The organism is Pseudomonas sp. LF-5 (assembly GCF_037626295.1).
Taxonomy (GTDB): domain Bacteria; phylum Pseudomonadota; class Gammaproteobacteria; order Pseudomonadales; family Pseudomonadaceae; genus Aquipseudomonas; species Aquipseudomonas monsensis.
In genome coordinates this window covers 254,658-278,052 of record NZ_JARKMT010000002.1, presented here as the reverse complement: position 1 = coordinate 278,052, position 23,395 = coordinate 254,658, and the positions used below count along the sequence as shown (strand labels likewise).

Genomic DNA, 23,395 nt, shown 5'->3' with positions numbered 1-23,395 from the left:
AACACTCCCGTTCCACAGATACATCCAACACAGTTCCCTTGCAGGAGTGAACTATGTGGTGAGGGGATTTATTCCCGATGGGCTGCGAAGCAGCCCCAAAACGGATAATCACGAAGCAACAGACCTGGTGCATTTACCGGTTTTGCGAGCGCTGCGCACTCGGTCGGGGATAAATCCCCTCACCACAAACTCACTCCCTTGGAATGGGATTTCGATCAGTAATCGAAGAACACCGTCTCCGCCTCAGTGCCTTGCAAAACCACATTCCACTGATAAACCCCCGCCGCATCCGGCTTGGCCAGCAACGTCGCGCGACGCTCGGCCGGTACACACTCCAGCAGCGGATCATCTACGTTCGCCGGCTCGCCTTCAAAGTAGATCCGTGTCAGCAAATGCTTCACCAGGCCACGGGCAAACACCAGCACCACCAGGTGCGGCGCCTGGGTCGAGCCCTTCAGGCCTTCGACCGTGCCCGGTTTGATCGTGGTGAAACGGAAACGCCCCTCGGCGTCCACCGGCACCCGGCCGAACCCTTCGAAATGCGGGTCCAGCGGTTTGTCCTGCTCGTCTTCCGGGTGCGCGTACTTGCCGGCGGCGTTGGCCTGCCAGACTTCGAGCATGGCGTCATTGACGACATCGCCATTGCCATCAATCACTTGCCCGGTGATCGCCACGCGCTCGCCGAGGGTTTGTTCAACCGCGAGGTTCTCGCGGTTCAGCCAGGTCAGGCCGATGTGGTAGTACGGCCCGACGGTGTGGGACGTGGTCGCAGTCAGCGTCATCTTATTTCTCCATCGGCGTGGCTTCACGGCCGCGCAACACGATGTCCCAGCGGTAACCGAGGGCGTAGGACGGAATGGTTTTTTCCAGATCGAAAGCGGCGATCAGACGTTCCTTGGCAGAAGTGTCCGGCACGCAGTTGTAGATCGGGTCGTAGGCCAGCAGCGGATCGCCGGGGAAGTACATTTGCGTCACCAGACGGGTGAGGATGCTCGGCCCGAACAGCGAGAAGTGGATGTGCGCCGGGCGCCACGCATTATGGTGGTTGCCCCACGGATAGGCGCCGGGCTTGATAGTCTGGAACTGATACCAGCCGTCGGCATCGGTCACGGTGCGGCCGGTGCCGGTAAAATTCGGGTCCAGCGGCGCGTCGTGCAGATCGCGCTTGTGGTTGTAGCGGCCGGCAGCGTTGGCCTGCCAGATCTCCACCAGAATCCCCGGCACCGGCAGGCCGTTTTCGTCGAGCACGCGACCGTGAATGATGATGCGCTCGCCCAACGGTTCGCCGTCGTGCTGGGCGGTCAGGTCGTTGTCCTTGTCGGCGACGCGTTCGGCGCCGATGGTCGGACCGGTGATCTCCGACAACGAATGCGGCAGAAACACCAACGGCTTGGACGGCGAGCGCAGGTTGGTGGATTGATACGTCGGGTGCAGGTACTCGGGCTGGGTGCCTTCCTGCGGACGACGGTAGCCAGGCTTGTCAGTCATTTCGCTTTCCTCTGTTCTTATCAGTCGACGCGCTGCGTCAGACGCGTTCGATGGCCAGGGCCAGACCCTGGCCGACACCGACGCACATGGTCGCCAGACCTTTCTGACCGCCGGTCTTTTCAAGTTGATGCAGCGCGGTCAGCACCAGGCGCGCACCGCTCATGCCCAACGGGTGACCGAGGGCAATCGCGCCACCGTTCGGGTTGACCTGCGCCGCATCGTCGGCCAGGCCCAACTCACGCAGCACCGCCAGGCCCTGGCTGGCGAAGGCTTCATTGAGTTCGATCACATCGAAATCGCTGACTGCCACGCCGAGACGTTCGGTCAATTTTCGCACCGCTGGCACCGGGCCGATGCCCATCACCCGTGGCGCGACGCCGGCACTGGCCATGCCGAGCACTTTGGCGCGGGCGGTCAGGCCGTGTTTCTTCACCGCTTCAGCCGACGCGAGAATCAGCGCTGCAGCACCGTCGTTGACGCCGGACGCGTTGCCGGCGGTGACGGTTTTGTCCGGGCCGTTGACCGGTTTCAATTTGCTCAGCGCTTCAATGGTGGTCTCAGCGCGCGGATGTTCGTCCTGGCTGACCACGGTTTCGCCCTTCTTGTGGGCGATGCGGACTTCGACGATTTCCTCGGCGAAGTAGCCGGCAGCCTGCGCGGCGGCGGTGCGTTGCTGACTGCGCAAAGCAAAAGCGTCCTGATCGGCGCGCGAGACTTTATAGTCATCGGCCACGTTGTCGGCGGTCTGCGGCATCGCGTCGACACCATACTGGGCCTTCATCAACGGGTTGATAAAGCGCCAGCCGATGGTGGTGTCTTCCAGTTTCATGTTGCGCGAAAACGCCGCGTCAGCCTTGCCCATCACGAATGGCGCACGGGACATCGACTCGACGCCACCGGCAATCGCCAGCTCCATCTCGCCACTGGCAATCGCGCGGAACGCGGTGCCGATCGCGTCCATGCCCGATGCACAGAGACGGTTGAGGGTCACGCCCGGCACGGTTTCCGGCAGGCCGGCCAGCAGCAGCGCCATGCGCGCGACGTTGCGGTTGTCTTCGCCGGCCTGGTTGGCGCAACCGAGGAACACTTCGTCGATGGCGTTCCAGTCCACCGACGGATTGCGCTCCATCAGCGCCTTGATCGGCACGGCGGCCAGATCGTCGGCGCGCACGCCGGCCAGACCACCGCCGAAACGGCCGATGGGGGTACGAATCGCATCGCAGATATACACGTCACGCATCATGCTTCTCCCGGTGCCTGGCCGTGGGCGGCGGCGGTGCGTGCTTCGAGATCGCGCAGCGCAGTCAGTTCGACGTCGGTCGGCTCGGCGGTAATGGCGACATGGTCGGCAAAACGAATCGCCCATCCGGTGGCCGCGACCACTTGCTCGCGGGTCACACCGGGGTGCAGCGCGGTGACCACGAACTCATGAGTGCCCGCTTCCGGCTCCATGATGCACAGGTCGGTGATGATCCCGACCGGGCCGGCACCCGGCAGGCCCAGACGCTTGCGCGAATCGCCGCCCTCGCCATGACCGACCGAGGTGATGAAGTCGAGCTTGTCGACGAACGAACGCGCCGACTGCTTGAGGATGATCAGCACGCTTTTCGCCGAACCGGCGATTTCCGGCGCGCCACCGGCACCCGGCAGACGCACTTTCGGCGCATGGTAATCACCGACCACGGTGGTGTTGATGTTGCCGAAACGGTCGACCTGCGCCGCGCCCAGGAATCCGACGTCGATGCGCCCGCCCTGCAGCCAGTAGCGAAAAATCTCACCGGTCGGGACCACGGTGTCGGCGGTTTCCGCCAGCTCGCCGTCACCGATCGACAGCGGCAACACGCTTGGCTTGGCGCCAATCGGGCCCGACTCGTAGATCAGTACCACGTCCGGTGACGAGGTCAGGCGCGCAAGGTTCGCGGCTTTCGACGGCAGGCCGATACCGACGAAGCACACCGAGCCGTTTTTCAGGCGACGGGCTGCGGCAACGGTCATCATTTCATTGGTGGTGTACGTCATTACTTGGCCTCCGAAGCAGCGGCCAACTTGGCCTGGAACTCGCTGAAGTCAGCGCAGCCATGGATGTATTCGTTGATCCACGCGGTAAACGTCGCCCGGTCGCGAGCGATCGGGTCCCACGCCTGATAGAAACGGTTGTCGCGTTCGGTGTAACCGTGGGCGTAGGACGGGTGCGCGCCACCGGGTACGTGGCAGACCGCGCTCAAGGCCCAGGTCGGCAGCACGCAGGCGTTCATCGGGGCGTTGAGGTTGTCGACGATTTCCTCGACGGTGACGATGCAGCGCTTGGCCGCCAGTGCGGCTTCTTTCTGCACACCGAGAATGCCCCACAGCAGCACGTTGCCCTGGCGGTCGGCTTTCTGCGCGTGGATCACGGTCACGTCGGGGCGCACCGACGGCACCGCCGCCAGCACTTCACCGGTGAACGGGCAGGTGACCGATTTGATCAGCGGGTTGACCTTCGGCAGGTCGGAACCGGCGTAAGCCCGCAACACGGCGAACGGCAGGCCGGAAGCGCCGGCAACATAGGCATTGGCCAGGTCGGCGTGGCTGTGTTCTTCGATTTCCAAAGCGTGCGGCCATTGCTTCTCGACCGCATCGCGCAGACGGTGCAGCGAACCGACGCCCGGGTTGCCGCCCCAGGAGAAAATCAGCTTGCGGGCACAACCGGCACCGATCAGTTGGTCGTAGATCAGGTCAGGCGTCATCCGCACCAGGGTCAGGTCTTTCTTGCCCTGCCGAATGATTTCATGACCCGCTGCCGTAGGGATCAGGTGAGTGAAGCCTTCGAGCGCGACGGTATCGCCGTCGTTGACGAATTGCTTCACCGCGTCGTGCAGCGAAAGGATCTCAGCCATGGAGCGGGCTCCCGTTTTTGTAATGAATCGCCAGTGATAAAAAGGCGCGAGGTTCAGCGCCGGAGTCACTGCAGATTAAGCCGCTGAAAATCACCAAACAATCCGATAATCGACTGAGTGTTCGTTTATCGAACGGATTGTTATCACCCTAACAATCAAAACCAAAGGCATCGCGAGCAGGCTCACTCCTAAAGGAGAAATGCATTCTCAAATGTCGGAGTGAGCCTGCTCGCGATGCGGCCATCACATTCACCGACGATGCTGAAAGTGAAACTCAGGTCGCATCCGCATGACTCACCATGCCTTTGATCACCACCGCCGTCGTCGCCAACGCCGCCGGAATCACCAGCGCCGTCAACACCTGTTCGAAGTTCCAGCCCAGGCCCAACAGCGTCGCGCCCATCCAAGCTCCGAGAATCGCGCCGAAGCGACCAATCCCCAGCATCCAGGAAACACCGGTCGCCCGGCCCTGAGTCGGATAAAACCGCGCCGCCAGCGACGGCATCGCCGATTGCGCACCGTTCACGCACATCCCCGCCACCAGCACCAAGGTCGCAAGCAAGGTAATGTTGCCCAGGCTCTGCCCCACCGCATAGGCAAACACCCCGGCCAACAGATAGAACGTGCCGATGACCTTGTGCGGATTGAAGCGGTCCATCGCCCAGCCCACCGCGACCGCGCTCAGCACACCGCCGAACTGGAACAGCGCACCGATGAACGCGGCCTGCTCCATGCTCGCGCCGCTGTCACGCATCAGCGTCGGCAACCAGCTGGTCAGCAGGTACACGATCACCAGCCCCATGAAATAGGTCAGCCACAACAGCAAAGTGCCGGTGCTGTAGGTGCCGGAGAAGATCACCGCGAACACATTGCGCGCCTTGACGGTTTTCTGTTCCGGCACACTGAAACTCGACGCCTGGGCAACGGTGACCGGGTCGATCGGTGCCAAGGTCTTGCGCACCTTGTCGGTGCCGCGGTTACGCACCACCAGGTACCGCGCCGATTCCGGCAGCCAGACCAGCAATACCACCGCGAGGATCAACGGCAGAATCCCGCCAATCAGCAGCAGGCTGTGCCAGCCGAACGCAGGAATCAATTTGGCGGAAATGAAACCGCCGCCGGCCATGCCGAGGTTGAAGCCGCAGAACATGCTGGTCACCAGCAGCGACTTCTTGCGCTCCGGGGTGTATTCCGACAGCAGCGTAGTGGCGTTGGGCATGCCGGCGCCCAGACCGAGGCCGGTGAGAAAGCGCAGCACCAGCAGTTGTTCGACATTGGTGCTGTACGCCGACGCCAGGCTGAAGGCACCAAACAACACCACTGCGCCGACCAGCACGACTTTGCGCCCGAAGCGGTCAGCCAGGGGGCCGGAACCCAGAGCACCGAAAACCATGCCGATCAACGCGGCGCTCATCACCGGGCCGAGGCTGGCGCGGTCGATGCCCCAGTCCTGAGACAGCGCCGGGGCAATGAAGCCCATCGCGGCGGTATCAAGACCATCGAGGAACACAATCAGGAAACACAGGATCACCACCCGCCACTGATAGCGCGAGATCGGTTGGGCATTGATGAAGGTCTGCACGTCGAGGCAGTTACCCACAGCGGACTGAGGCTGGTTCATTATTTTTATTCCACGCAAAAAACGCAGTCGAACGGCGACCGGCCAGAGAGCGGCACGGTCACAAGAATAGAAGGTGTGGATCAGGCGTTGCGTTGAAACCGGCAACACGGGGAGCGGCGGCGACAGTCGGGGAACGTGCGCATGGGGAGTTGCCTCTTGTCATTATTATGGGAGTCGGCAGTCCGGCGAGCTCATTCACATCAGCGCCGGATGACGCTGCCGCGACATTAATGATCCGAGGGTTTTAGCGTCAATTCGATAAACGCAACACTGTGCGTTTATCGAACAGCTTCCTCAGGCAAACAGTTGCGCACTGAGGTCGCGGCTGGCGCTGAGCAGGCCCGGCAGGAAGCGTTGCTCCAGCTCGGTACGGCTGACACGGCCAGCGTGGGTGCTGACGTTGAGCGCAGCGACCACTTGCCCCGAAGCGTCGTAGACCGGCACGGCAATCGAGCGCAGGCCTTGTTCCAGCTCCTGATCGACAATGCACCAGCCCTGCTGCCGCACTTCTTGCAGACACTCGAGCAAGGCTTCCGGGGTGTGAAGCGTGCGACTGGTCTTGGCCACGAGTTCGGCATGATCGAGGTATTCACCGAGGGATGTGTCGTCCAGCGCCGCCAGCAGAATCCGCCCCATCGACGTGCAATACGCCGGCAGGCGCCCGCCCACCGACAGGTCCACCGAAATCAGCCGTTGCGTGGTCGCCGAGCGGGCGATGTAGAGAATGTCGTCCCCTTCGAGCGTGGCCATGTTGCAGGCTTCGTGCAATTGCTCGCTCATGCGGTCGAGGTACGGCTGGGCCGAAACCGCCAACGGAGTCGAAGACAGATAGGCGTGACCGAGGGTCAGCACTTTGGGCAGCAGCGAATAGGTACGGCCGTCGGTGGTGGCGTAGCCGAGCTTGATCAGGGTGTGCAGGCAACGACGCACGGCAGCGCGGGGAATTTCCGTGCGGTGGCTGATCTGGGCGATGGTCAGGTGCCGCTTGCGCTCCTGAAATGCCTGCACCACCGCCAGGCCCCGGGCCAGCGAGGTCATGAAGTCCGGATCGCCGGTCAGGGCCTGAATGCGCTTGGCCGGCGAGGCAACGATCGGCGGCGCCACGGAGGTAAAGGAGTTGCGCATTTGATCGTTCATGTCGGGTCCTTGTTTTTGTGCTCGGCTCAGCGGCTATACAAACGACTTGGCAACCGATGCACAAGCGTCGAACTGCCAACATTGGGCGATTATCGAACCGTCGACCGATAATCGCAATCGACCTGCGCGGCCTCGTTCGGTGCTTTTTTGCTCAGGCCTCAACTTCGCCTGCGCACTGAACAGCGCTTTAGTTGTTCGACTAAATGACGCCAAAAACAGATCGCCAGGCCAATAACGTATTTTCCAGACGTTAACTAGCAATAAAGTTGCGAGCAACAAAACGATCACACATCCAGAACCGTTTTTAACTTGGCAAAGATAGTCATTCCCGAATCGACCGCTATAATGCACCTCAGTGGCACCGCGTTTTTAATCACCGGGGTCGCCACTGGCTGATGCGATGTCCATCGCCGACGCCCCGGCCTGCGCCTGACACCAATGCCTCATGCAACGCCAGCGCTCGCTGAAACAGGAAACTGATGCTGCGTCAGTTTTAATCTGGTGTCGTAGCCGCCTGTAACATGGAAGTCCTTGACCCGCCCTGCTCTTATATCAATGTCCGTTCAGGCGTTGAGCACTCGACGGGACCGATCAAGCGACTCGTTGCAGTGTGTTCACCAGACATTCAACTCAACTCAAACAGGTAGCACTGTGACGAAAGACGAACTGCGCGCGGAACTTGAGCGCCAGGAACAACGTTACAAGGAAGTTTACGGCGGGGAAGTCACCACCTACGCCGCTCAACCCGAGCCGGAACGCAAGGCATGGCGCAAACGCCCTACCGTTCAGGATCAGGTCTTCAAGCAGGAAATCGAAAAGATCGAAAAGGAACTCAAAGCCGAAGAGCCATGAGCCACGGGTTTTGACGATTTCGAAGGTCAACGTGCGCACCGGTTACCAACGCGGTGTATCGACGATGCCTTGCGCGCCCGCTACCCGCGGGCAGCGGCTCTCTTTCAGTCAGACCGACTGAAGGAAGCTTCCTACACGTTTCAGAGATATTTCAGACAAGCGTTTGATGCTTTGTCACGCCTGGAAAAACCCCTTCCAGGCAAAGCTTTTAGCAACAAAATCAATGACTTGAAAAACCCTGCGCCGCGCTTGGTTTTAACCTGCTGCAACAAATTAAATCGAAGAACATTGTTACCAATGAGCAGGTAGGGGATCGATTCCCAGTCTTTTCTGGCATAATCGCGCCCCCTTACGACCGGGTCAGAAAACCTTCATGATCGATTTATTCAGCGGACTGGATGCTTGGGTGCTTGTGAGCCTCTTGCTCGCCCTGACGTTTGTCCTCGCCTTCGAGTTCATCAATGGATTTCATGACACCGCTAACGCGGTAGCCACTGTTATCTACACCAAAGCCATGCCGCCTCACCTGGCGGTGTTCTTCTCCGGTGTGTTCAATTTCCTCGGCGTGCTGCTGGGCGGCGTTGGCGTGGCGTATGCCATTGTCCACCTGCTGCCGGTAGAGCTGCTGATCAATGTGAACACCGGCCATGGCCTGGCAATGGTGTTCTCGTTGCTCGCCGCGGCAATCGCCTGGAACCTGGGCACCTGGTACTTCGGTATCCCGGCCTCCAGCTCGCACACCCTGATCGGTTCGATCCTCGGTGTCGGCCTGGCCAACGCCCTGATCAACGACATTCCGCTGGCTGACGGCGTGAACTGGCAGAAAGCGATCGACATCGGTGCCTCGCTGGTGTTCTCGCCAATGGCCGGTTTCCTTGTCGCGGCGCTGGTGCTGATTGGCCTCAAATGGTGGCGCCCACTGTCGAAGATGCACAAGACGCCGGAACAGCGCCGCAAGATCGACGACAAGAAACACCCGCCATTCTGGAATCGTCTGGTGCTGGTGATGTCGGCGATGGCCATGAGTTTCGTGCACGGTTCCAACGACGGTCAGAAAGGCATCGGCCTGATCATGCTGGTGCTGATCGGTATCGTGCCGGCGCAGTTCGTGCTCGACCTGAACAGCACCACTTACCAGATCGAACGCACCCGCGACGCGACCCTGCACCTGAGCCAGTTCTACCAGCGCAACTCCGCCACCCTCGGTGAGTTCCTGGCCCTGGGCAAAAGCGTGGAAGGCGACCTGCCGGAGAAATTCCGCTGCAACCCGCAGCAGACCGAACCGACCATTTCCGCCCTGCTGCACACCCTCAAAGGTGTAGCGGACTACCACTCGCTGCCGGCCGAAAGCCGCATCGAAGTGCGTCGCTACCTGCTGTGCCTGGACGACACCGCGAAGAAAGTCGCCAAGCTGCCAGGCCTTGAAGCCCGCGAAAAGGCTGACCTCGACAAGTTGCGCAAAGACCTGACCACCACCACCGAATACGCCCCGTTCTGGGTAATTCTGGCGGTCGCGCTGGCCCTGGGTCTGGGCACCATGATCGGCTGGAAACGCGTGGTACTGACCATCGGCGAGAAAATCGGCAAGCAAGGCATGACCTATGCCCAGGGCATGTCGGCGCAGATCACCGCCGCGAGCATGATCGGCCTGGCCAACATCTTCAGCCTGCCGGTATCCACCACTCACGTTCTGTCCTCGGGCGTGGCGGGCACCATGGTCGCCAACAAAAGCGGCCTGCAAGGTGGCACGGTTCGCACCATCCTGCTGGCTTGGGTCCTGACCCTGCCGGCGACGGTGGCGCTGTCGGCTGGTTTGTTCTGGCTGGCGTCGAAGGCGTTGGGTAGTTGATAGGCTGCTTCAAGCTTTGATGAAAAGACGCGATTCTTGAGGATCGCGTCTTTTTTTTGGGTCTGGTTTTGTGAGCATATCCGTTGCTGTGGGTGTTGCTGCTGGCGGTTTCGCGCTTACAGCGAGTCACTTTTTCCAAACGCCGGAATGCCGGCCCAGCGAAAAAATAACCCAAAAGGCTTTGCCCCGGCGTACGGCACTTCGCTGAGGCTCAGTGTTCCCTGGCTACGGTGTCCATCAAGGGGCATCGCCTGCGGTTTGCTTCGCTGCACCTCCTCTCGATGTTTGCGGCTGCGCCGCATGGCGCTGCGCGCCTACCCCCTGATGAACACCTTCACTCGGCCTGCCGATGGGGCAAAAGATCAAAAGCCGAAGCCAGATCAAAAGCCCCTCACCCTAGCCCTCTCCCGGAGGGAGAGGGGACTGACCGAGGTGTTTGGTAGAGTTACGCCGACGTGAAAGTCCGAGTTGAACGCAAAATTTCACAGGCCCACCATCGGCTCCCTCTCCCTCTGGAGAGGGCTGGGCGGGCGGCGTTCCGATGAGGGGCAAGAGCAGCACAAACCCAAAGCCGAACACCCGCTTTTCACCACTCAATAGGCCGAGTGTCAGCTCGCCTGCTTTTGATCTTGATCTGTAAGGCGACGTCGGAAGGCTGAGTGGAGGGATTGATTCGGGCGTGGGAGCGCAGCGACCGTACGACGCAGTCGTACACAGCGGAAGGAGGTGCAGCGAAGCAAACCGGAGCCGCTGCGCCCGGATTGATCCCGTAGCGAAGGAACCCGAGCCTGCGAGGGCCGAACGTAGGAGCAAGCCTTTTCGGTTACCTTTTTGGCGTTTGAAAAAGGTGACCCGCCGTAAGGGCGGAACCGTAATCAGCAACACCCGCAAAAACGGATATCCAACCAGAACCCCAAGAGCCTGGTCGGCCCAAAGGCCGCCACGGCACAAAAAAAAGGGCAACCGAAGTTGCCCAAAATGCCTTGCGTGCTCATCAAACCCAGAAAGACCTACTTCTTGCGCTTATTCGCATCCTTCCAGATAAAAAATCCAAACCCTGCAAAAAACAGAACCATGAGCCCAACGGTCAGAACCCCGGCAAACACCACGTTATCGAAAAACATGACTGTGGCCTCCCGGCCCCTGCTTTGCTGCGATGGAGCTAAGTTAACCAATCACGCAGGCGCAGAAATTGACCAGGATCAAGTCCGGTCAACACAGAGGGCAAAGGCGGGAAAATAACTGACCTGCATCAAAGGATGCGGAGGGAGATCAACGCTTTTTCGGTTTCTTTTTCGGCTTTTTCTGGGTTTTTCCCAACGGCATGGCCTGCTCGAAGGCCTTGCGCACTTCATTCAGGCGCTTCTCGTTGAGGTCATGCACGCGCTTGGCGCGCTCGGTGCTGAGGTCAATCAGTTTATCGTCTTGGCTCATGGCGTTCGGCGCATCGCTTGAAGAAATCACAACTGCCGCATCGCCGGCAGGACTGCGCCAATCATGCCGCCTGACGCCAGCGCTGACCAGCCACCGCTCTAAGACATTTCATGTAAATGGACGGATTCAGATCTCGATATCGACCCACAAACCCTGACGCGGCTGGTCTTCCATCAGCGGCACCACCGGTACGGTGTTGTCGGCATTGAGTTCGGTGCCTGGCACCGCAAGATGTGCTTCCGGATCTTCGTCGGCCTCGCGACGACGGCGATCACGCTCCTGCTGACGGCGCTGTTCTTCGCGCAACAGCAAGCCATCCTCTTCCGGATCGCGTTTTTGCAGATCAATCGTGCTTTCGTTGGAGCTTTCCTGCACCGGTACCACTGGCGGAATGTCCGGTCGCTGGCGGATCGGATCCTGCTGGGAAGTGATCGGCACGGCGCTCAGGGGGAGCATCGGTGGCAACATATAAAGGGTCTCCTGTCAGCAGGCTATCGGCTGTGGCAAAGGCGCCTTGAGCCACTCGTCGTAAATCTGTGACGCGCTTGGCACCTGCAGGAGCTGCCGAAGGCTGCGATCTTTTAATCGGACACCACAAAACTCAAGTGTTCCCAACGATTAAAAAATCGCCGTCCGCCACAGCGCCTACCCAGTAATCTTTGGCCCTTAAGCCCGCATTCCGTTAAGATAGCCCGCTTTTTCAAGGTGGGAGTCAGGCAGCATGGCGCAGCAGTATCAACCGGGGCAACGCTGGATCAGTGACAGCGAAGCAGAGCTTGGTTTAGGCACCGTTCTGGCACAGGACGGCCGCTTGTTGACCGTGCTTTACCCGGCCACTGGCGAAACCCGCCAGTACGCGCTACGGAATGCGCCCCTGACCCGCGTGCGGTTCTCGCCGGGTGACAGCATCACCCACTTCGAAGGCTGGAAGATGACCGTACAGCAAGTCGACGACGTCGACGGGTTGATGGTCTATCACGGTCTCAACGGGCAAAACGAAGCAGTTACCCTGCCGGAAACCCAGCTGTCGAACTTCATTCAGTTCCGTCTGGCCAGCGACCGTCTGTTCGCCGGGCAGATCGACCCGTTGGCGTGGTTCTCCCTGCGTTACAACACCCTCGAACACACCAGCCGCCAGTTGCAGTCCTCGCTCTGGGGCCTGGGTGGCGTTCGTGCTCAGCCAATCGCGCACCAGTTGCACATCGCCCGTGAAGTCGCCGACCGTATCGCCCCGCGCGTTCTGCTGGCGGACGAAGTGGGCCTGGGTAAAACCATCGAAGCCGGTCTGGTGATCCATCGCCAACTGCTCTCGGGCCGTGCCAACCGTGTACTGATCCTGGTGCCGGAAAACCTCCAGCACCAATGGCTGGTGGAAATGCGCCGCCGCTTCAATCTGCAGGTCGCGCTGTTCGACGAAGAGCGCTTCATCGAAAGCGATGCCTCCAACCCGTTCGAAGACACGCAACTGGCGCTGGTGGCGCTGGAGTGGCTGGTCGAAGACGAGAAAGCCCAGGACGCGCTGTTCGCCGCCGGCTGGGACCTGCTGGTGGTCGACGAAGCCCACCACCTGGTCTGGCACGAAGACAAGGCCAGCCCGGAATACACCCTGGTCGAGCAACTGGCAGAAACCATTCCGGGCGTGCTGCTGTTGACCGCAACCCCGGAACAGCTCGGTCAGGACAGCCACTTCGCTCGCCTGCGTCTGCTCGACCCGAACCGTTTCCATGACCTGGCCGCGTTCCGCGCCGAGAGCGACAACTATCGCCCGGTGGCCGAAGCCGTCCAGGAACTGCTCGACAAGGGCCGCCTGTCGCCAGAAGCGCACAAGACCATTCATGGTTTCCTCGGCAACGAGGGTGAAGCCCTGCTGACCGCCGTCAACGATGGCGACACCGAAGCCAGCGCCCGCCTCGTGCGCGAATTGCTCGACCGCCACGGCACCGGCCGCGTGCTGTTCCGTAACACCCGCGCCGCCGTGCAAGGGTTCCCGGAGCGCAAACTGCACCCGTACCCGCTGCCATGCCCGGATGAATACCTCGAACTGCCGCTGGGCGATCACGCCGAGCTGTACCCGGAAGTCAGCTTCCAGGCCCAGCCGGACGCCAGCGAAGAAGAACGCTGGTGGAAATTCGACCCGCGCGTCGAATGGCTGATCGATCAGTTGAAAATGCTCAAGCGCACCAAAGTCCTGGTGATCTGCGCCCACGCCGAAACCGCGATGGACCTGGAAGACGCCCTGCGCGTGCGCTCCGGCATCCCGGCCACGGTGTTCCATGAAGGCATGAACATCCTCGAGCGTGACCGCGCCGCCGCCTACTTCGCCGACGAAGAGTTTGGCGCGCAAGTGCTGATCTGTTCGGAAATCGGCAGTGAAGGCCGCAACTTCCAGTTCGCGCACCACCTGGTGCTGTTCGATCTGCCGTCGCACCCGGACCTGCTTGAGCAGCGGATCGGTCGTCTCGACCGGATCGGCCAGAAGCACATCATCGAACTGCACGTGCCGTACCTGGAAACCAGCCCGCAAGAGCGCCTGTTCCAGTGGTACAACGAGGCGCTGAACGCGTTCCTCAACACCTGCCCGACCGGCAACGCCTTGCAGCATCAGTTCGGCCCGCGCCTGCTGCCGCTGCTCGAAGAAGCCGACGACGGCGAGTGGCAAGCGCTGATCGACGAAGCGCGCAGCGAGCGCGAGCGTCTGGAAGAAGAGCTGCACACCGGTCGCGACCGCCTGCTGGAGCTGAATTCCGGTGGCGCTGGCGAAGGTGATGCGCTGGTCGAAGCGATCCTCGAGCAAGACGATCAGTTCGCCCTGCCGATCTACATGGAAACCCTGTTCGACGCCTTTGGCATCGACAGCGAAGACCATTCGGAAAACGCCCTGATCCTCAAGCCGAGCGAAAAGATGCTCGACGCCAGTTTCCCGCTGGGTGACGACGAAGGCGTGACCATCACCTACGACCGCAACCAGGCGCTGTCGCGTGAAGACATGCAGTTCATCACCTGGGAACACCCGATGGTGCAGGGCGGCATGGACCTGGTGCTGTCCGGTTCGATGGGCAATACCGCCGTCGCGCTGATCAAGAACAAGGCGCTGAAACCGGGCACCGTATTGTTGGAGCTGCTTTACGTCAGCGAAGTGGTTGCCCCGCGTTCGCTGCAACTGGGCCGCTATCTGCCACCAGCGGCCCTGCGCTGCCTGCTCGACGCCAACGGCAACGACCTGTCGCCACGGGTCTCGTTCGAAACCCTGAACGATCAGCTGGAAAGCGTGCCACGCGCCAGCGCCAACAAGTTCATCCAGGCCCAGCGCGATCAGCTGACGCCACGGATCAACGCCGGTGAAGACAAGATCGCCCCGCGTCACGCCGAGCGTGTGGCCGAGGCCCGCCGCCGCCTGGCGGCCGACACCGATGAAGAACTGGCGCGCCTGACCGCGTTGCAAGCGGTCAACCCGTCCGTGCGCGATAGCGAACTGGATGCGTTGCGCAAGCAGCGTGAACAGGGTCTGGCGATGCTCGATAAAGCGGCGTTGCGCCTGGAAGCGATCCGAGTGTTGGTGGCGGGTTAATCCCTCCTCCTTGCTGAAAACAAGAAGGCCCGCAGCGATGCGGGCCTTTTTGTTTGCCTGTTATTTATCCGGTGATGCTGATGGCTTCATCGCTGGCAAGCCAGCTCCCACAGTGATCGGGTCGTTCACATAATCTGTAAACACCACAAAACCTGTGGGAGCTGGCTTGCCAGCGATAGCGGTCAGGCAGTCGCTGCTGCAACCTCTGGCTCAACCACCGCCACCAACCCCTCCTTCATCCGCTTCGCATCCCGCACAAAACACCGCGCCGCCAGAAACAGAAACACCATGGTCAAGAACAGCGCCACCGGAATCAGGTACATCGCATCATGCAGGCCGACTGCCTTGAACGCTTCGGTCATCTGCTCCGCCCCCGCCGACAACATCGCGGTATGCGCAAAATGATCCGACAACCCGCCGACCACCACCGGCCCCAGACCACCGCCGAGCAGATACAACCCGGCAAAGAACAATGCCATCGCCGTCGCCCGCAGACGTGGCTCGACCACATCCTGAATCGCCGTGTAAACGCAGGTGTAGAAGTTGTAGGCAAACAGCCAACCGACACTGAACACCGCGACAAACACACCAATCTCGATCCGCCCGGCATGCAGCGCCCACGCCGTGCACAGGGTCGAGATGATCAGGCTGAACGCCGCAAACAGCAGCCGCCCGTTGGCCACGCGCTGGTGAATCTTGTCGGCAATCCAGCCGCCCAGCGTCAACCCCACTAACCCGGTGACGCCAACGATCATCCCGGTGGCCACCGCCGCTTCCTGCAACGGCATGAGGAAATAGCGCTGCAGCATCGGCACCAGAAACGAGTTGCAGGCGTACGTCGCGAAGTTGAAGCACAACCCGGCCATGACCAGCCAGAGAAAAGTCGGCACCGCCAGAATCCGGCGGATCGGCTTGTCGACTTTCTCCTGCGAGACTTGCACGGTTTCCGCCGCACCGCGCTTCGGCTCTTTAATGAAGAACATGAAAATCGCCAGGATCAGCCCCGGTACGGCGGCAATAAAGAACGGCGCGCGCCAACTGTCGAACGCCTTGACCATCGCGCCGATGGTGAAGAACGCCAAGAGCAAGCCGAGCGGCAGACCGAGCATGAAAATGCCCATCGCCCGCGCCCGACGATGGGCCGGAAACAGGTCACCGATCAGCGAGTTGGCCGCCGGCGCATAACTGGCCTCGCCAATGCCGATGCCCATGCGCACGATCAGAAAACTCCAGAAACTGCCGACCAGACCGTTGACCGCGGTCAGCGCGCTCCAGGTCGCCAGGCCCCAGCCCATCAGTTTGCTGCGCGAACCGGTGTCCGCCATGCGCCCCAGTGGCAGCCCGGCAATCGCGTAAACAATGGTGAATGCGGTACCGACAATGCCCAGTTGAAAGTCACTGAGGTGCCATTCCATGCGGATCGGTTCGATGATGATCGCCGGAATGGTGCGGTCGAAGAAATTGAACAGGTTGGCCAGGAACAGCAGGAACAGAATGCGCCAGGCATTCGCCGCTTGGGTCGAGTTCTGCATGGGTCCGTCTCTTTATTGTTATAGGGCTTCACTGCCACCGCATCCGAGCCCGGAACCTGCAATCTAGTCAGCGCGGACTGGCCTGTCTGTGATCATTCGTCTGCCTGATATCGGGCCATGGCACTGTAACGAAACGTAAGCCCTTGATAAGCCTGCAATCCCCCGAAAACCGGGGCTTTTGCGGCAAAATCCTGGCACAAAAAAATACTTTCGCACCCCCCTTCCCAAGTTTGTGGCAAAGCCTAGAATGGCCGCCGGATCCGTCCGGATCTCCCGATCAATCCCTTTGATACCCTCGCCCATGTCTGAAGTCAGTCCGTGTCTGAATTGCGGTGCCTGCTGTTCCCATTTTCGCGTGTCGTTCTTTTGGGGTGAGTGCTCATCTTCAGGTGGCACGGTGCCTGATGAGCTGGTCACACAGATCAGCCCCAGTCGGGTGGCGATGAACGGCACCGACTGCAAATCGCCGCGCTGCACGGCGTTGGTCGGTGAAGTCGGCAGCGAGGTGAAGTGCTCGATTTATGAACTGCGCTCCAGCCCCTGCCGCGAATTTGAGTCGTCATGGGAAAATGGCGAGCAGAATGTCGATTGCGATAAGGCCCGCGCGCGTTTCGGCTTGCCGCCCCTGCAACCCGACTGGGCGCAAATCCCTTTCGAACAGATCGCTTAAGCTTTTAGCGCTAATCGCTATGACGCTAATGCCAAAATCATTAGCGCCAATGTGCCACTACCGCTTGCACCCCGAAATCGGCCTCTATACTCCTGACATTCAGCTGCGTTCAACGCTTACTCGGGACGACTTCAGAGACGGGGCATGCTATGGAGTGGCTTGGTTTGCAGTTTGTTACCGAGCTGCCGGATCGCGGGCAGGTCATCCTCGATTGCACACATAATCCCCTGCTGGTGCTGGTGGCCTATCTGGTCGCCAGCGCCGCGAGTTTTGCCACCCTCGACATGGCCGAGCGCGTCGTCCATGCCGAAGATCCACGCTCGCAACGCCTTTGGCGCTGGATCGGCGCGACGTGCCTGGCCGGCGGCATCTGGGCCATGCACTTCATCGGCATGCTGGCGTTTCAGGCACCGATCGAAATCCATTACGACCTGCCGATTACCCTGTTTTCCTTGCTGATCGCCCTGCTCGCCTCGTGGCTGGCCATGTACACGTTGAGCGAAGCGCAGACCAGTCTGGTGCGGTATCTGAAAACCGCCATCCTCATCGGTCTGGGCATGGCCGGCATGCATTACGTCGGCATGGCGGCGATGAAATCGAACGCCACCGCCTACTACCAACCGACGCTGTTCGTGTTGTCGATCGCCATCGCCATCGGCGCCAGTTTCGCCGCATTGTGGGTCGCCGGTTATTTGCGTGAAGGCAGTGGCCTGTTCCATCAGATGCTCAGGTACAGCGCCGCGCTGCTCCTCGGCGCCGGCATTTTCAGCATGCATTTCACCGCCATGGCGGCGCTGAATCTGGTCTTGCCCGAAAGCGGCCAGCCGATACCGGCAGCCCAAACCAACCATCTGCAGCTGGGCCTCACCGTCGCGCTGATTACCTTGCTGATCCTTGGCAGTGCGATCAGTGCGGCGCTGGCCGACAAGAAACTGCAGAACAAGGAAGAGGACCTGCGCCGGCTCAACGCCCTGCTCAGCCAGCTCGATCAGGCGCGCATGTCGCTGCAGCAAGCGGCCAACTACGATGCCCTGACCAACCTGATCAACCGTCGCGGTTTCAACCAGATCTTTGCCGAAAAGCTCTGCCAGAAAACCACTGAGGGCGGCATGCTCGCGGTGATGTTTCTCGACATCGACCACTTCAAACGGATCAACGACAGCCTCGGCCATGACGCCGGTGACGAACTGCTCAAGGTTATCGCCCAGCACATCAAAGGCTCGGTGCGCAGCCATGAAGACGTGGTCGCGCGTTTTGGCGGCGACGAGTTCTGCATCCTGATCGGCCTTCGTGATCGCGAAGAAGCCCGCAATATGGCCCAGCGCATCATGCTCAAGATGAAAGAGCCGATCGAACTGGCTGGACGCCGCATGGTGATGACCACCAGCATTGGCATCAGTCTGTTTCCGGAGGATGGCACCACCTGCGAGGAACTGCTCAAGCACGCCGATCTGGCGTTGTATCAATCCAAAGGCGCGGGACGTAATGGCCTGCACTTTTTCAGTTCCAACCTCAAGACCCGCGCCAGTTTCGAGCTGCAACTGGAAGAAGAACTGCGCCATGCCCTGCGCGAAGAAAACGGTCTGACGCTCTATTACCAACCGATCTTCGAACTGAAAACCGGCCGTGTCACCAAACTGGAAGCGCTGATCCGCTGGCAACATCCTCTGCACGGCTTGCTGACCCCGGATCGCTTTATCTCCATCGCTGAAAATAACGGCCTGATTGCCGAGCTGGATAATTGGGTGCTGCGCCGGGCCTGCAAGGACCTGGGTGAATTGTCGCGGCATGGCTGCGAAGAACTGAAAATTGCCTGGAACTGCTCACCGCTCAACCTCGCCCGTGAAGAACTGGCCATGGAAATCGAAAGTGCATTACGCACCGCCGGGGTGGCGCCGGAACGGCTGGAACTGGAAGTCACCGAAAACGCCCTGATGGGCAACATTGCCAACACCCTGGTATTGCTGAGGCAGATCCGCGCGCTTGGCGTCTCACTGTCGATTGACGACTTCGGCACCGGCTACTCCTCGCTGGCCTACCTCAAGCGCCTGCCGCTCAACACGCTGAAGATCGACCGCTCGTTCATCCTCGACATTCCCACGGCGACCGCCGACATGGAGATCGTCCAGGCGATCATTGTCATGGCGCACACCCTGCATTTGCAGGTGGTGACCGAGGGCGTGGAAAGCCTGGAGCAGTACGAATTCCTTGAACGCTCGGGCTGCGATTTCATTCAGGGTTACCTGCTCAGCCGCCCGGTGCCGCTGGACGAATTACGTCCGGTGCTCGAGGAAATCAATCAACGCACGCCGCCCCACGCGGTCAATCCGCTGATTCTGGCGCGCGGTACATTTGCACCAGTGTCGCTGGATCCTGCGCCAAATAGCCTTGCGCCCCATGCAGGCGCATCAGTTGTGCGGCCAATCCGCTGATTGGCGTCGCCGAACCCTGTTCGCGGGAGAATTTGACGGCGGTATCAAGATCCTTGAGCAGCGTGCGCACGTGCCATTTGATCGGTTCGAAACGGCTTTCCGCCATTTGCGGGGCGAGGATCTGCAACGGTTTCGAATCGGCAAAACCGCCGGCCAGCGCTTCAGCGATCAGGCTCGCATCGACGCCCGCGTGTTCGGCGAGCGCCACCACTTCGGCAATCACCAGCGCGTTGCAGGCAACAATCATCTGGTTGCAGGCCTTGGTCACCTGCCCGGCACCGATGCCACCCATGTGCGTAACCCGCTGACCGAGGTTGAGCAACACCGGGCGTACGCGCTGAAGATCGGCCGCAGCGCCACCGACCATGATCGCCAGGCTGCCCGCCTCGGCACCGACCACGCCGCCGGACACCGGTGAGTCCAGCCAGCTCATGCCGGTTTTCTCCACCAGCTCTGCCGCCATCTCGCGCGTGGCGGTCGGTTCAAGGCTGGAAAAGTCCACCAGCAACTGGCCTTTTTTCGCGCCTTCGGCGACACCCGCCGGGCCAAACACCACTGCGCGAACCACCGCCGTATCCGCCAGACACAGCATCACCACGTCGGCGTGTTCGCACAGTTCAGCGGGGCTCGCTACCTGTCGCGCACCGGCTTCAACCAATGGCGCGCACTTGTCCGGGTTGCGATTCCACACGGTCAGCGGGTAACCCGCCGCCAACAGACGCCGACACATGGGCAGCCCCATCAGACCGATTCCGGCGACCCCCAACGAAGGTAGCATTGACATCACTTTGCCTCTTTTCGATTAAAGATCGCCGAATAATGGCCGATTCATCAACGATCAGGAAAGGATTCCCCCCAGCGACAGTCAGGCCAGAAGCCTGACGCTCGGGCTCAATTCGCGCACAAAAGACGCGAGATCTTATTCCGTGAGGCCCGCTGACATCGGTCAGCGGGCCAAACCAGTCCAGGTATATGGCGCCCAATGACTTCTAAAAACAATCCTGCCACTGCGGTCTCCGATCTGACGTTGAGCCACGCTGCCAACAGCCCGTCATCGTCAAAGCCAGCGGTCCCGTCGCGCCCGCTGTCGACCCAGCAATACCTGTACTTCACCGAAACCAACACCGACCGCATCCTCGACAACCTCGACGGCTTGCGCGACCTGGTGTTCCCGCGCCCACCGCACCTGGAAGGCGACAACGAACAGCACAACGACCAGGAATTCCCTTCGGTGTGCCTGATCGGCCTCGGTCGCTGCGGCTCGAACATTGCCCTCGACGTCGCGGAGCTGGTGTACAACGCGCGCAAGTTCTACCTCAACGAATTCAACAACGAAGACCGCGCGGCGGATCGGCGTCTGGCCGACAAGGGCTACAGCCCGGCCCAGTGGATCAAGCAGAACCTGCGGATCGGCCCGAACAAATCCACCAAACCGGTGTTCCTGGTAGAACCGTTGGTGATGCTCGGCGACCTCGACAAGGACATCGCCGGGCGCATCCGTTTTTCGCGCAAAGGCGAGAAAAGCGGCTTCCTGCGCGACTACAGCAAAATGAAAATCATGGACTTGTCCGAAGTCCACGCCGGTGGCGCCGGTAACGCGCCGATCCTCGGCCAGTACCTGGCGAAGATCATCCTCAACAAGGACACCCAGCGTTTCTCCAGCCCCGACTGGAAAATGATCCACTCGTACCTGATCGACAGCTGCGGCATCAAGGCCAACCAGTCGCGTCTGTATTTCTCGATTTTCAGCGCCGGCGGCGGTACCGGTTCGGGCATGGCTTCGGAGTTCGGCCTGGCCCAGCAGCACTCGTACATGAACAAGACGTTCGACACCAAGCCGATGGACGAGCACGACGGCAAGAGCGGCCATTCGTTTGTGTTCGAGCCGATCTTTACCAGTGGCATCTGCGTGCTGCCGAACATTTCCGACCACCGCAGTGAAATGTCCGAGGCGCTGCACATCAACGCCGGACGCCTGCTGTGCAAATACCTGTCGGAAGAATGGGATTTCTCCTACAACTTCGCCAACGAAGACAGCAGCGAAGCCAGCGTCATGGGCCGTATCCGTCCATGGAACGCGATGATGCTGATCTCCAACGACATCATGCGTTACGCCGAAGAAAGCGATGACGGCAACATCCAGAACATTGATGTCAATGCGATGGAGAAGCACGCCAATCAGTACATCTCGCAGCAGATCTTCAACATTCTGACGGCGCAGGCGGTGACCACCGACTACGACCAGAACTACTTCCGTCGTGCCGGCATCGACATCGGCGAAACCATTCGCCTCGACGCCAACGACCTGTTCATGAGCCTGGCCGGCCCGGTGGCGATCGCCTACGCCGAATCGGTAGTGCCGGAAACTCCGCCGCCGAGCAGCGACAAGTTCAAGGTGTTCGACAAAGAGCCGCAGCGCCTGAACATCGACGACCTGTTCTTCCGCTCGATCGACCTGCCGCATTTCAACAAGGTCACCCAGGCGATCGAGGGCATCAGCCTGCTGCCGATCGAGTCCAAGCGCTATCGTGCGTCGCTGGAGCAGTACAAGAATTCCGGCTACGACGCCGCCGCCCTGCACGACCTGCACTTCTTCAAGAACTGCTCGTCGGTGGTCTCGATTGTCTCGCTGCCCAAAGACTACAAACTGTCGTACATGGACCTGAACCGGTTGAAGACCCACCTCAACAGCCTGTTCCCCAACACCACGCTCAAGCGTTACGCGCTGGTGATCGGCGCCTCGGCCAACCTGTCGCTGACCACTTTGATCGCCAAGAGCCCGTGCCTGTCGGACGACTTCCTGACGTTGATCGTGGCGTTCATCAAGCGTTGCTTCGCGAAGAACCCGTACCGCTTCGACGAGACCCTCGACAACTCGATCCTCGACTTCATCATCCACGAGGATTTCGACGAAGACCGCATCGACGATCTGCTCAACGAGTTCGAAAACCCGGCGAAGATCCTCGACACCAACTGGTATGCGATCAAACCGATGTACGAGAAGAAGTACCGCGAGCTGATCAACGACAAGGACAAGTTTGTCTCGATCAATGACATTCGCCTGTCACGGGATTGCGTGAAAAAGTCGATCAAGTACCTGCGCGAGATCTACCGTCACCGGATCGGCAAGACCAAGGTTATTTCCCTCAATAACCATACGGGGAAGACTTACTCGGTCTGATCCAGAACCGAGTCGCCTCAATCGCTGGCAAGCCAGCTCCCACAGGATTTGTGGTGTTCACATTAGTTGTGTTCACTCGGACCCTGTGGGAGCTGGCTTGCCAGCGATGAGGCCATGACAACAGCGCAAAAACTCACGCCTCCCAACATCCAGAAACAATTAAGCAGCCGTTAGGCTGCTTACTAAACTGTTCCCGTTACGTTTACGTCACCGTGATGCCACCCCCGCTTGTGGCATTTCTCTACGGCAACCTGCCATCACGCTACTCCACTACACACTTTTCCCCGGCGGCAACGCGCACCACCGAGGTGCACGCATTCAACTGCGCGCCCTTTCCTGGACCAGAATCCACGGCCGAACCACCACCGCCCACATCTCGGGATCGCGCTCGAAAATATCCAGCGCCCGCGTTTCAGACAGCTTGCCGACCTTGTCTTCGGCCAGCCAGGCAGCCACTTTCTCGCCATCGTCCGAGGCCACGGCCTCGGCGGCAGCGATCAAATCCAGGTCAGGGTCGACCCACAATAGGGCACCCTTGGCAAAGAACGGCTCCAACTCTTTCCAGGTAATAGATGCGGTTTCACCAAGCAGCTTGGCATAGAGGGTGCTAGGTTCTTGATTCATGGGAACTGTCCGGAAAAGAAATCGGCGCGAATGATAACGTCGGTGGTCCGCCAGAAAAACCCGGTTGCAAAGGGCTGCACCGAACGAAAAGAGCAGGAACGCCAGGGAATGCTGCTGATTGAGCTATATGC

19 protein-coding genes are annotated in these 23,395 nt (G+C 60.2%); 6 read left to right on the top strand and 13 right to left on the bottom strand.

The features are described from left to right. Window positions 1-215 precede the first annotated feature (215 nt). The 7 genes from pcaG to pcaR form a co-directional block, all read right to left on the bottom strand. Window positions 216-782: a protocatechuate 3,4-dioxygenase subunit alpha gene (gene pcaG, locus PseuLF5_RS08410; protein ID WP_340133345.1), complete on the bottom strand. Its 567-nt coding sequence runs from the start codon at window positions 780-782 to the stop codon at window positions 216-218. Between the two features lies 1 nt (window position 783). After that, window positions 784-1,488, bottom strand: a complete 705-nt coding sequence (gene pcaH / locus PseuLF5_RS08405) for a protocatechuate 3,4-dioxygenase subunit beta (RefSeq protein WP_123465327.1) — start codon at window positions 1,486-1,488, stop codon at window positions 784-786. 37 nt (window positions 1,489-1,525) lie between these two features. Then, complete coding sequence (gene pcaF / locus PseuLF5_RS08400; protein WP_185015789.1) at window positions 1,526-2,731, bottom strand: 3-oxoadipyl-CoA thiolase; 1,206 nt, start codon at window positions 2,729-2,731, stop codon at window positions 1,526-1,528. After that, entirely contained in the window at window positions 2,728-3,507 is a 780-nt protein-coding gene (locus PseuLF5_RS08395; protein WP_128616245.1) for a CoA-transferase subunit beta, read from the bottom strand. The genes pcaF and PseuLF5_RS08395 overlap by 4 nt, the downstream gene beginning before the upstream one ends. Then, on the bottom strand, window positions 3,507-4,364 hold the full coding sequence (locus PseuLF5_RS08390) for a CoA transferase subunit A (protein ID WP_123465321.1): 858 nt from the start codon (window positions 4,362-4,364) through the stop codon (window positions 3,507-3,509). Before PseuLF5_RS08390 ends, PseuLF5_RS08395 begins: the two co-directional genes overlap by 1 nt. Before the next feature lie 274 nt (window positions 4,365-4,638). Continuing rightward, window positions 4,639-5,985: an MFS transporter gene (locus PseuLF5_RS08385; RefSeq protein ID WP_123465319.1), complete on the bottom strand. Its 1,347-nt coding sequence runs from the start codon at window positions 5,983-5,985 to the stop codon at window positions 4,639-4,641. Between the two features lie 294 nt (window positions 5,986-6,279). After that, window positions 6,280-7,122 carry a pca regulon transcriptional regulator PcaR gene (gene pcaR / locus PseuLF5_RS08380; protein ID WP_123465317.1) on the bottom strand — a complete coding sequence of 281 codons (843 nt, stop codon included), beginning with the start codon at window positions 7,120-7,122 and terminating at the stop codon, window positions 6,280-6,282. Between the two features lie 651 nt (window positions 7,123-7,773). Here pcaR and PseuLF5_RS08375 point away from each other — a divergent pair. Together PseuLF5_RS08375 and PseuLF5_RS08370 are read left to right on the top strand one after the other, a co-directional pair. Continuing rightward, window positions 7,774-7,974, top strand: a complete 201-nt coding sequence (locus tag PseuLF5_RS08375; RefSeq protein WP_008080067.1) for a hypothetical protein — start codon at window positions 7,774-7,776, stop codon at window positions 7,972-7,974. A 373-nt stretch (window positions 7,975-8,347) separates the two neighbouring features. Further along, a complete protein-coding gene (locus PseuLF5_RS08370; RefSeq protein ID WP_123465315.1) occupies window positions 8,348-9,823 on the top strand; it encodes an inorganic phosphate transporter in 1,476 nt (491 codons plus the stop codon). A 1,010-nt stretch (window positions 9,824-10,833) separates the two neighbouring features. Here the strand turns inward: PseuLF5_RS08370 and ccoM are convergent. From ccoM to PseuLF5_RS08355, 3 genes are all read right to left on the bottom strand, one after another. Further along, the gene (gene ccoM, locus PseuLF5_RS08365; RefSeq protein ID WP_003222396.1) at window positions 10,834-10,947 is read right to left on the bottom strand and encodes a cytochrome c oxidase subunit CcoM; all 114 of its coding nucleotides are present in this window, start codon (window positions 10,945-10,947) and stop codon (window positions 10,834-10,836) included. Between the two features lie 148 nt (window positions 10,948-11,095). Next, window positions 11,096-11,257, bottom strand: a complete 162-nt coding sequence (locus PseuLF5_RS08360) for a hypothetical protein (protein WP_164747860.1) — start codon at window positions 11,255-11,257, stop codon at window positions 11,096-11,098. A gap of 126 nt (window positions 11,258-11,383) precedes the next feature. Next, entirely contained in the window at window positions 11,384-11,725 is a 342-nt protein-coding gene (locus PseuLF5_RS08355) for an aspartate-semialdehyde dehydrogenase (protein ID WP_340133344.1), read from the bottom strand. A 253-nt stretch (window positions 11,726-11,978) separates the two neighbouring features. On the opposite strand from PseuLF5_RS08355, the gene rapA reads away from it, so the two are divergent. After that, the gene (gene rapA, locus PseuLF5_RS08350) at window positions 11,979-14,825 is read left to right on the top strand and encodes an RNA polymerase-associated protein RapA (protein ID WP_123465313.1); all 2,847 of its coding nucleotides are present in this window, start codon (window positions 11,979-11,981) and stop codon (window positions 14,823-14,825) included. A gap of 182 nt (window positions 14,826-15,007) precedes the next feature. Here the strand turns inward: rapA and PseuLF5_RS08345 are convergent, their stop codons facing one another. Then, window positions 15,008-16,357, bottom strand: a complete 1,350-nt coding sequence (locus PseuLF5_RS08345; protein WP_123465312.1) for a spinster family MFS transporter — start codon at window positions 16,355-16,357, stop codon at window positions 15,008-15,010. A gap of 301 nt (window positions 16,358-16,658) precedes the next feature. Here PseuLF5_RS08345 and PseuLF5_RS08340 point away from each other — a divergent pair, with 301 nt between their 5' ends. Then, on the top strand, window positions 16,659-17,027 hold the full coding sequence (locus tag PseuLF5_RS08340) for a YkgJ family cysteine cluster protein (RefSeq protein WP_007918504.1): 369 nt from the start codon (window positions 16,659-16,661) through the stop codon (window positions 17,025-17,027). A gap of 149 nt (window positions 17,028-17,176) precedes the next feature. Next, the gene (locus PseuLF5_RS08335; protein WP_340133343.1) at window positions 17,177-19,459 is read left to right on the top strand and encodes a putative bifunctional diguanylate cyclase/phosphodiesterase; all 2,283 of its coding nucleotides are present in this window, start codon (window positions 17,177-17,179) and stop codon (window positions 19,457-19,459) included. Here PseuLF5_RS08335 and PseuLF5_RS08330 read toward each other — a convergent pair. After that, a complete protein-coding gene (locus PseuLF5_RS08330) occupies window positions 19,350-20,243 on the bottom strand; it encodes an NAD(P)-dependent oxidoreductase (protein ID WP_429541336.1) in 894 nt (297 codons plus the stop codon). The two genes, PseuLF5_RS08335 and PseuLF5_RS08330, sit on opposite strands and share 110 nt — an antisense overlap. A 198-nt stretch (window positions 20,244-20,441) precedes the next feature. Here PseuLF5_RS08330 and PseuLF5_RS08325 point away from each other — a divergent pair, with 198 nt between their 5' ends. Then, complete coding sequence (locus tag PseuLF5_RS08325; protein WP_340133341.1) at window positions 20,442-22,640, top strand: hypothetical protein; 2,199 nt, start codon at window positions 20,442-20,444, stop codon at window positions 22,638-22,640. 318 nt (window positions 22,641-22,958) lie between these two features. On the opposite strand, the gene PseuLF5_RS08320 is transcribed toward PseuLF5_RS08325, so the two are convergent. Then, the gene (locus PseuLF5_RS08320; protein WP_123465304.1) at window positions 22,959-23,264 is read right to left on the bottom strand and encodes a DUF2288 domain-containing protein; all 306 of its coding nucleotides are present in this window, start codon (window positions 23,262-23,264) and stop codon (window positions 22,959-22,961) included. Between the last annotated feature and the right edge of the window lie 131 nt (window positions 23,265-23,395).

Coding starts and splice junctions, on each gene's coding strand:
- pcaG (WP_340133345.1), bottom strand. CDS start 782: ATGACGCTGACTGCGACCACGTCCCACACCGTCGGGCCGTACTACCAC.
- pcaH (WP_123465327.1), bottom strand. CDS start 1,488: ATGACTGACAAGCCTGGCTACCGTCGTCCGCAGGAAGGCACCCAGCCC.
- pcaF (WP_185015789.1), bottom strand. CDS start 2,731: ATGATGCGTGACGTGTATATCTGCGATGCGATTCGTACCCCCATCGGC.
- PseuLF5_RS08395 (WP_128616245.1), bottom strand. CDS start 3,507: ATGACGTACACCACCAATGAAATGATGACCGTTGCCGCAGCCCGTCGC.
- PseuLF5_RS08390 (WP_123465321.1), bottom strand. CDS start 4,364: ATGGCTGAGATCCTTTCGCTGCACGACGCGGTGAAGCAATTCGTCAAC.
- PseuLF5_RS08385 (WP_123465319.1), bottom strand. CDS start 5,985: ATGAACCAGCCTCAGTCCGCTGTGGGTAACTGCCTCGACGTGCAGACC.
- pcaR (WP_123465317.1), bottom strand. CDS start 7,122: ATGAACGATCAAATGCGCAACTCCTTTACCTCCGTGGCGCCGCCGATC.
- PseuLF5_RS08370 (WP_123465315.1), top strand. CDS start 8,348: ATGATCGATTTATTCAGCGGACTGGATGCTTGGGTGCTTGTGAGCCTC.
- ccoM (WP_003222396.1), bottom strand. CDS start 10,947: ATGTTTTTCGATAACGTGGTGTTTGCCGGGGTTCTGACCGTTGGGCTC.
- PseuLF5_RS08360 (WP_164747860.1), bottom strand. CDS start 11,257: ATGAGCCAAGACGATAAACTGATTGACCTCAGCACCGAGCGCGCCAAG.
- PseuLF5_RS08355 (WP_340133344.1), bottom strand. CDS start 11,725: ATGTTGCCACCGATGCTCCCCCTGAGCGCCGTGCCGATCACTTCCCAG.
- rapA (WP_123465313.1), top strand. CDS start 11,979: ATGGCGCAGCAGTATCAACCGGGGCAACGCTGGATCAGTGACAGCGAA.
- PseuLF5_RS08345 (WP_123465312.1), bottom strand. CDS start 16,357: ATGCAGAACTCGACCCAAGCGGCGAATGCCTGGCGCATTCTGTTCCTG.
- PseuLF5_RS08340 (WP_007918504.1), top strand. CDS start 16,659: ATGTCTGAAGTCAGTCCGTGTCTGAATTGCGGTGCCTGCTGTTCCCAT.
- PseuLF5_RS08335 (WP_340133343.1), top strand. CDS start 17,177: ATGGAGTGGCTTGGTTTGCAGTTTGTTACCGAGCTGCCGGATCGCGGG.
- PseuLF5_RS08330 (WP_429541336.1), bottom strand. CDS start 20,243: ATGTCAATGCTACCTTCGTTGGGGGTCGCCGGAATCGGTCTGATGGGG.
- PseuLF5_RS08325 (WP_340133341.1), top strand. CDS start 20,442: ATGACTTCTAAAAACAATCCTGCCACTGCGGTCTCCGATCTGACGTTG.
- PseuLF5_RS08320 (WP_123465304.1), bottom strand. CDS start 23,264: ATGAATCAAGAACCTAGCACCCTCTATGCCAAGCTGCTTGGTGAAACC.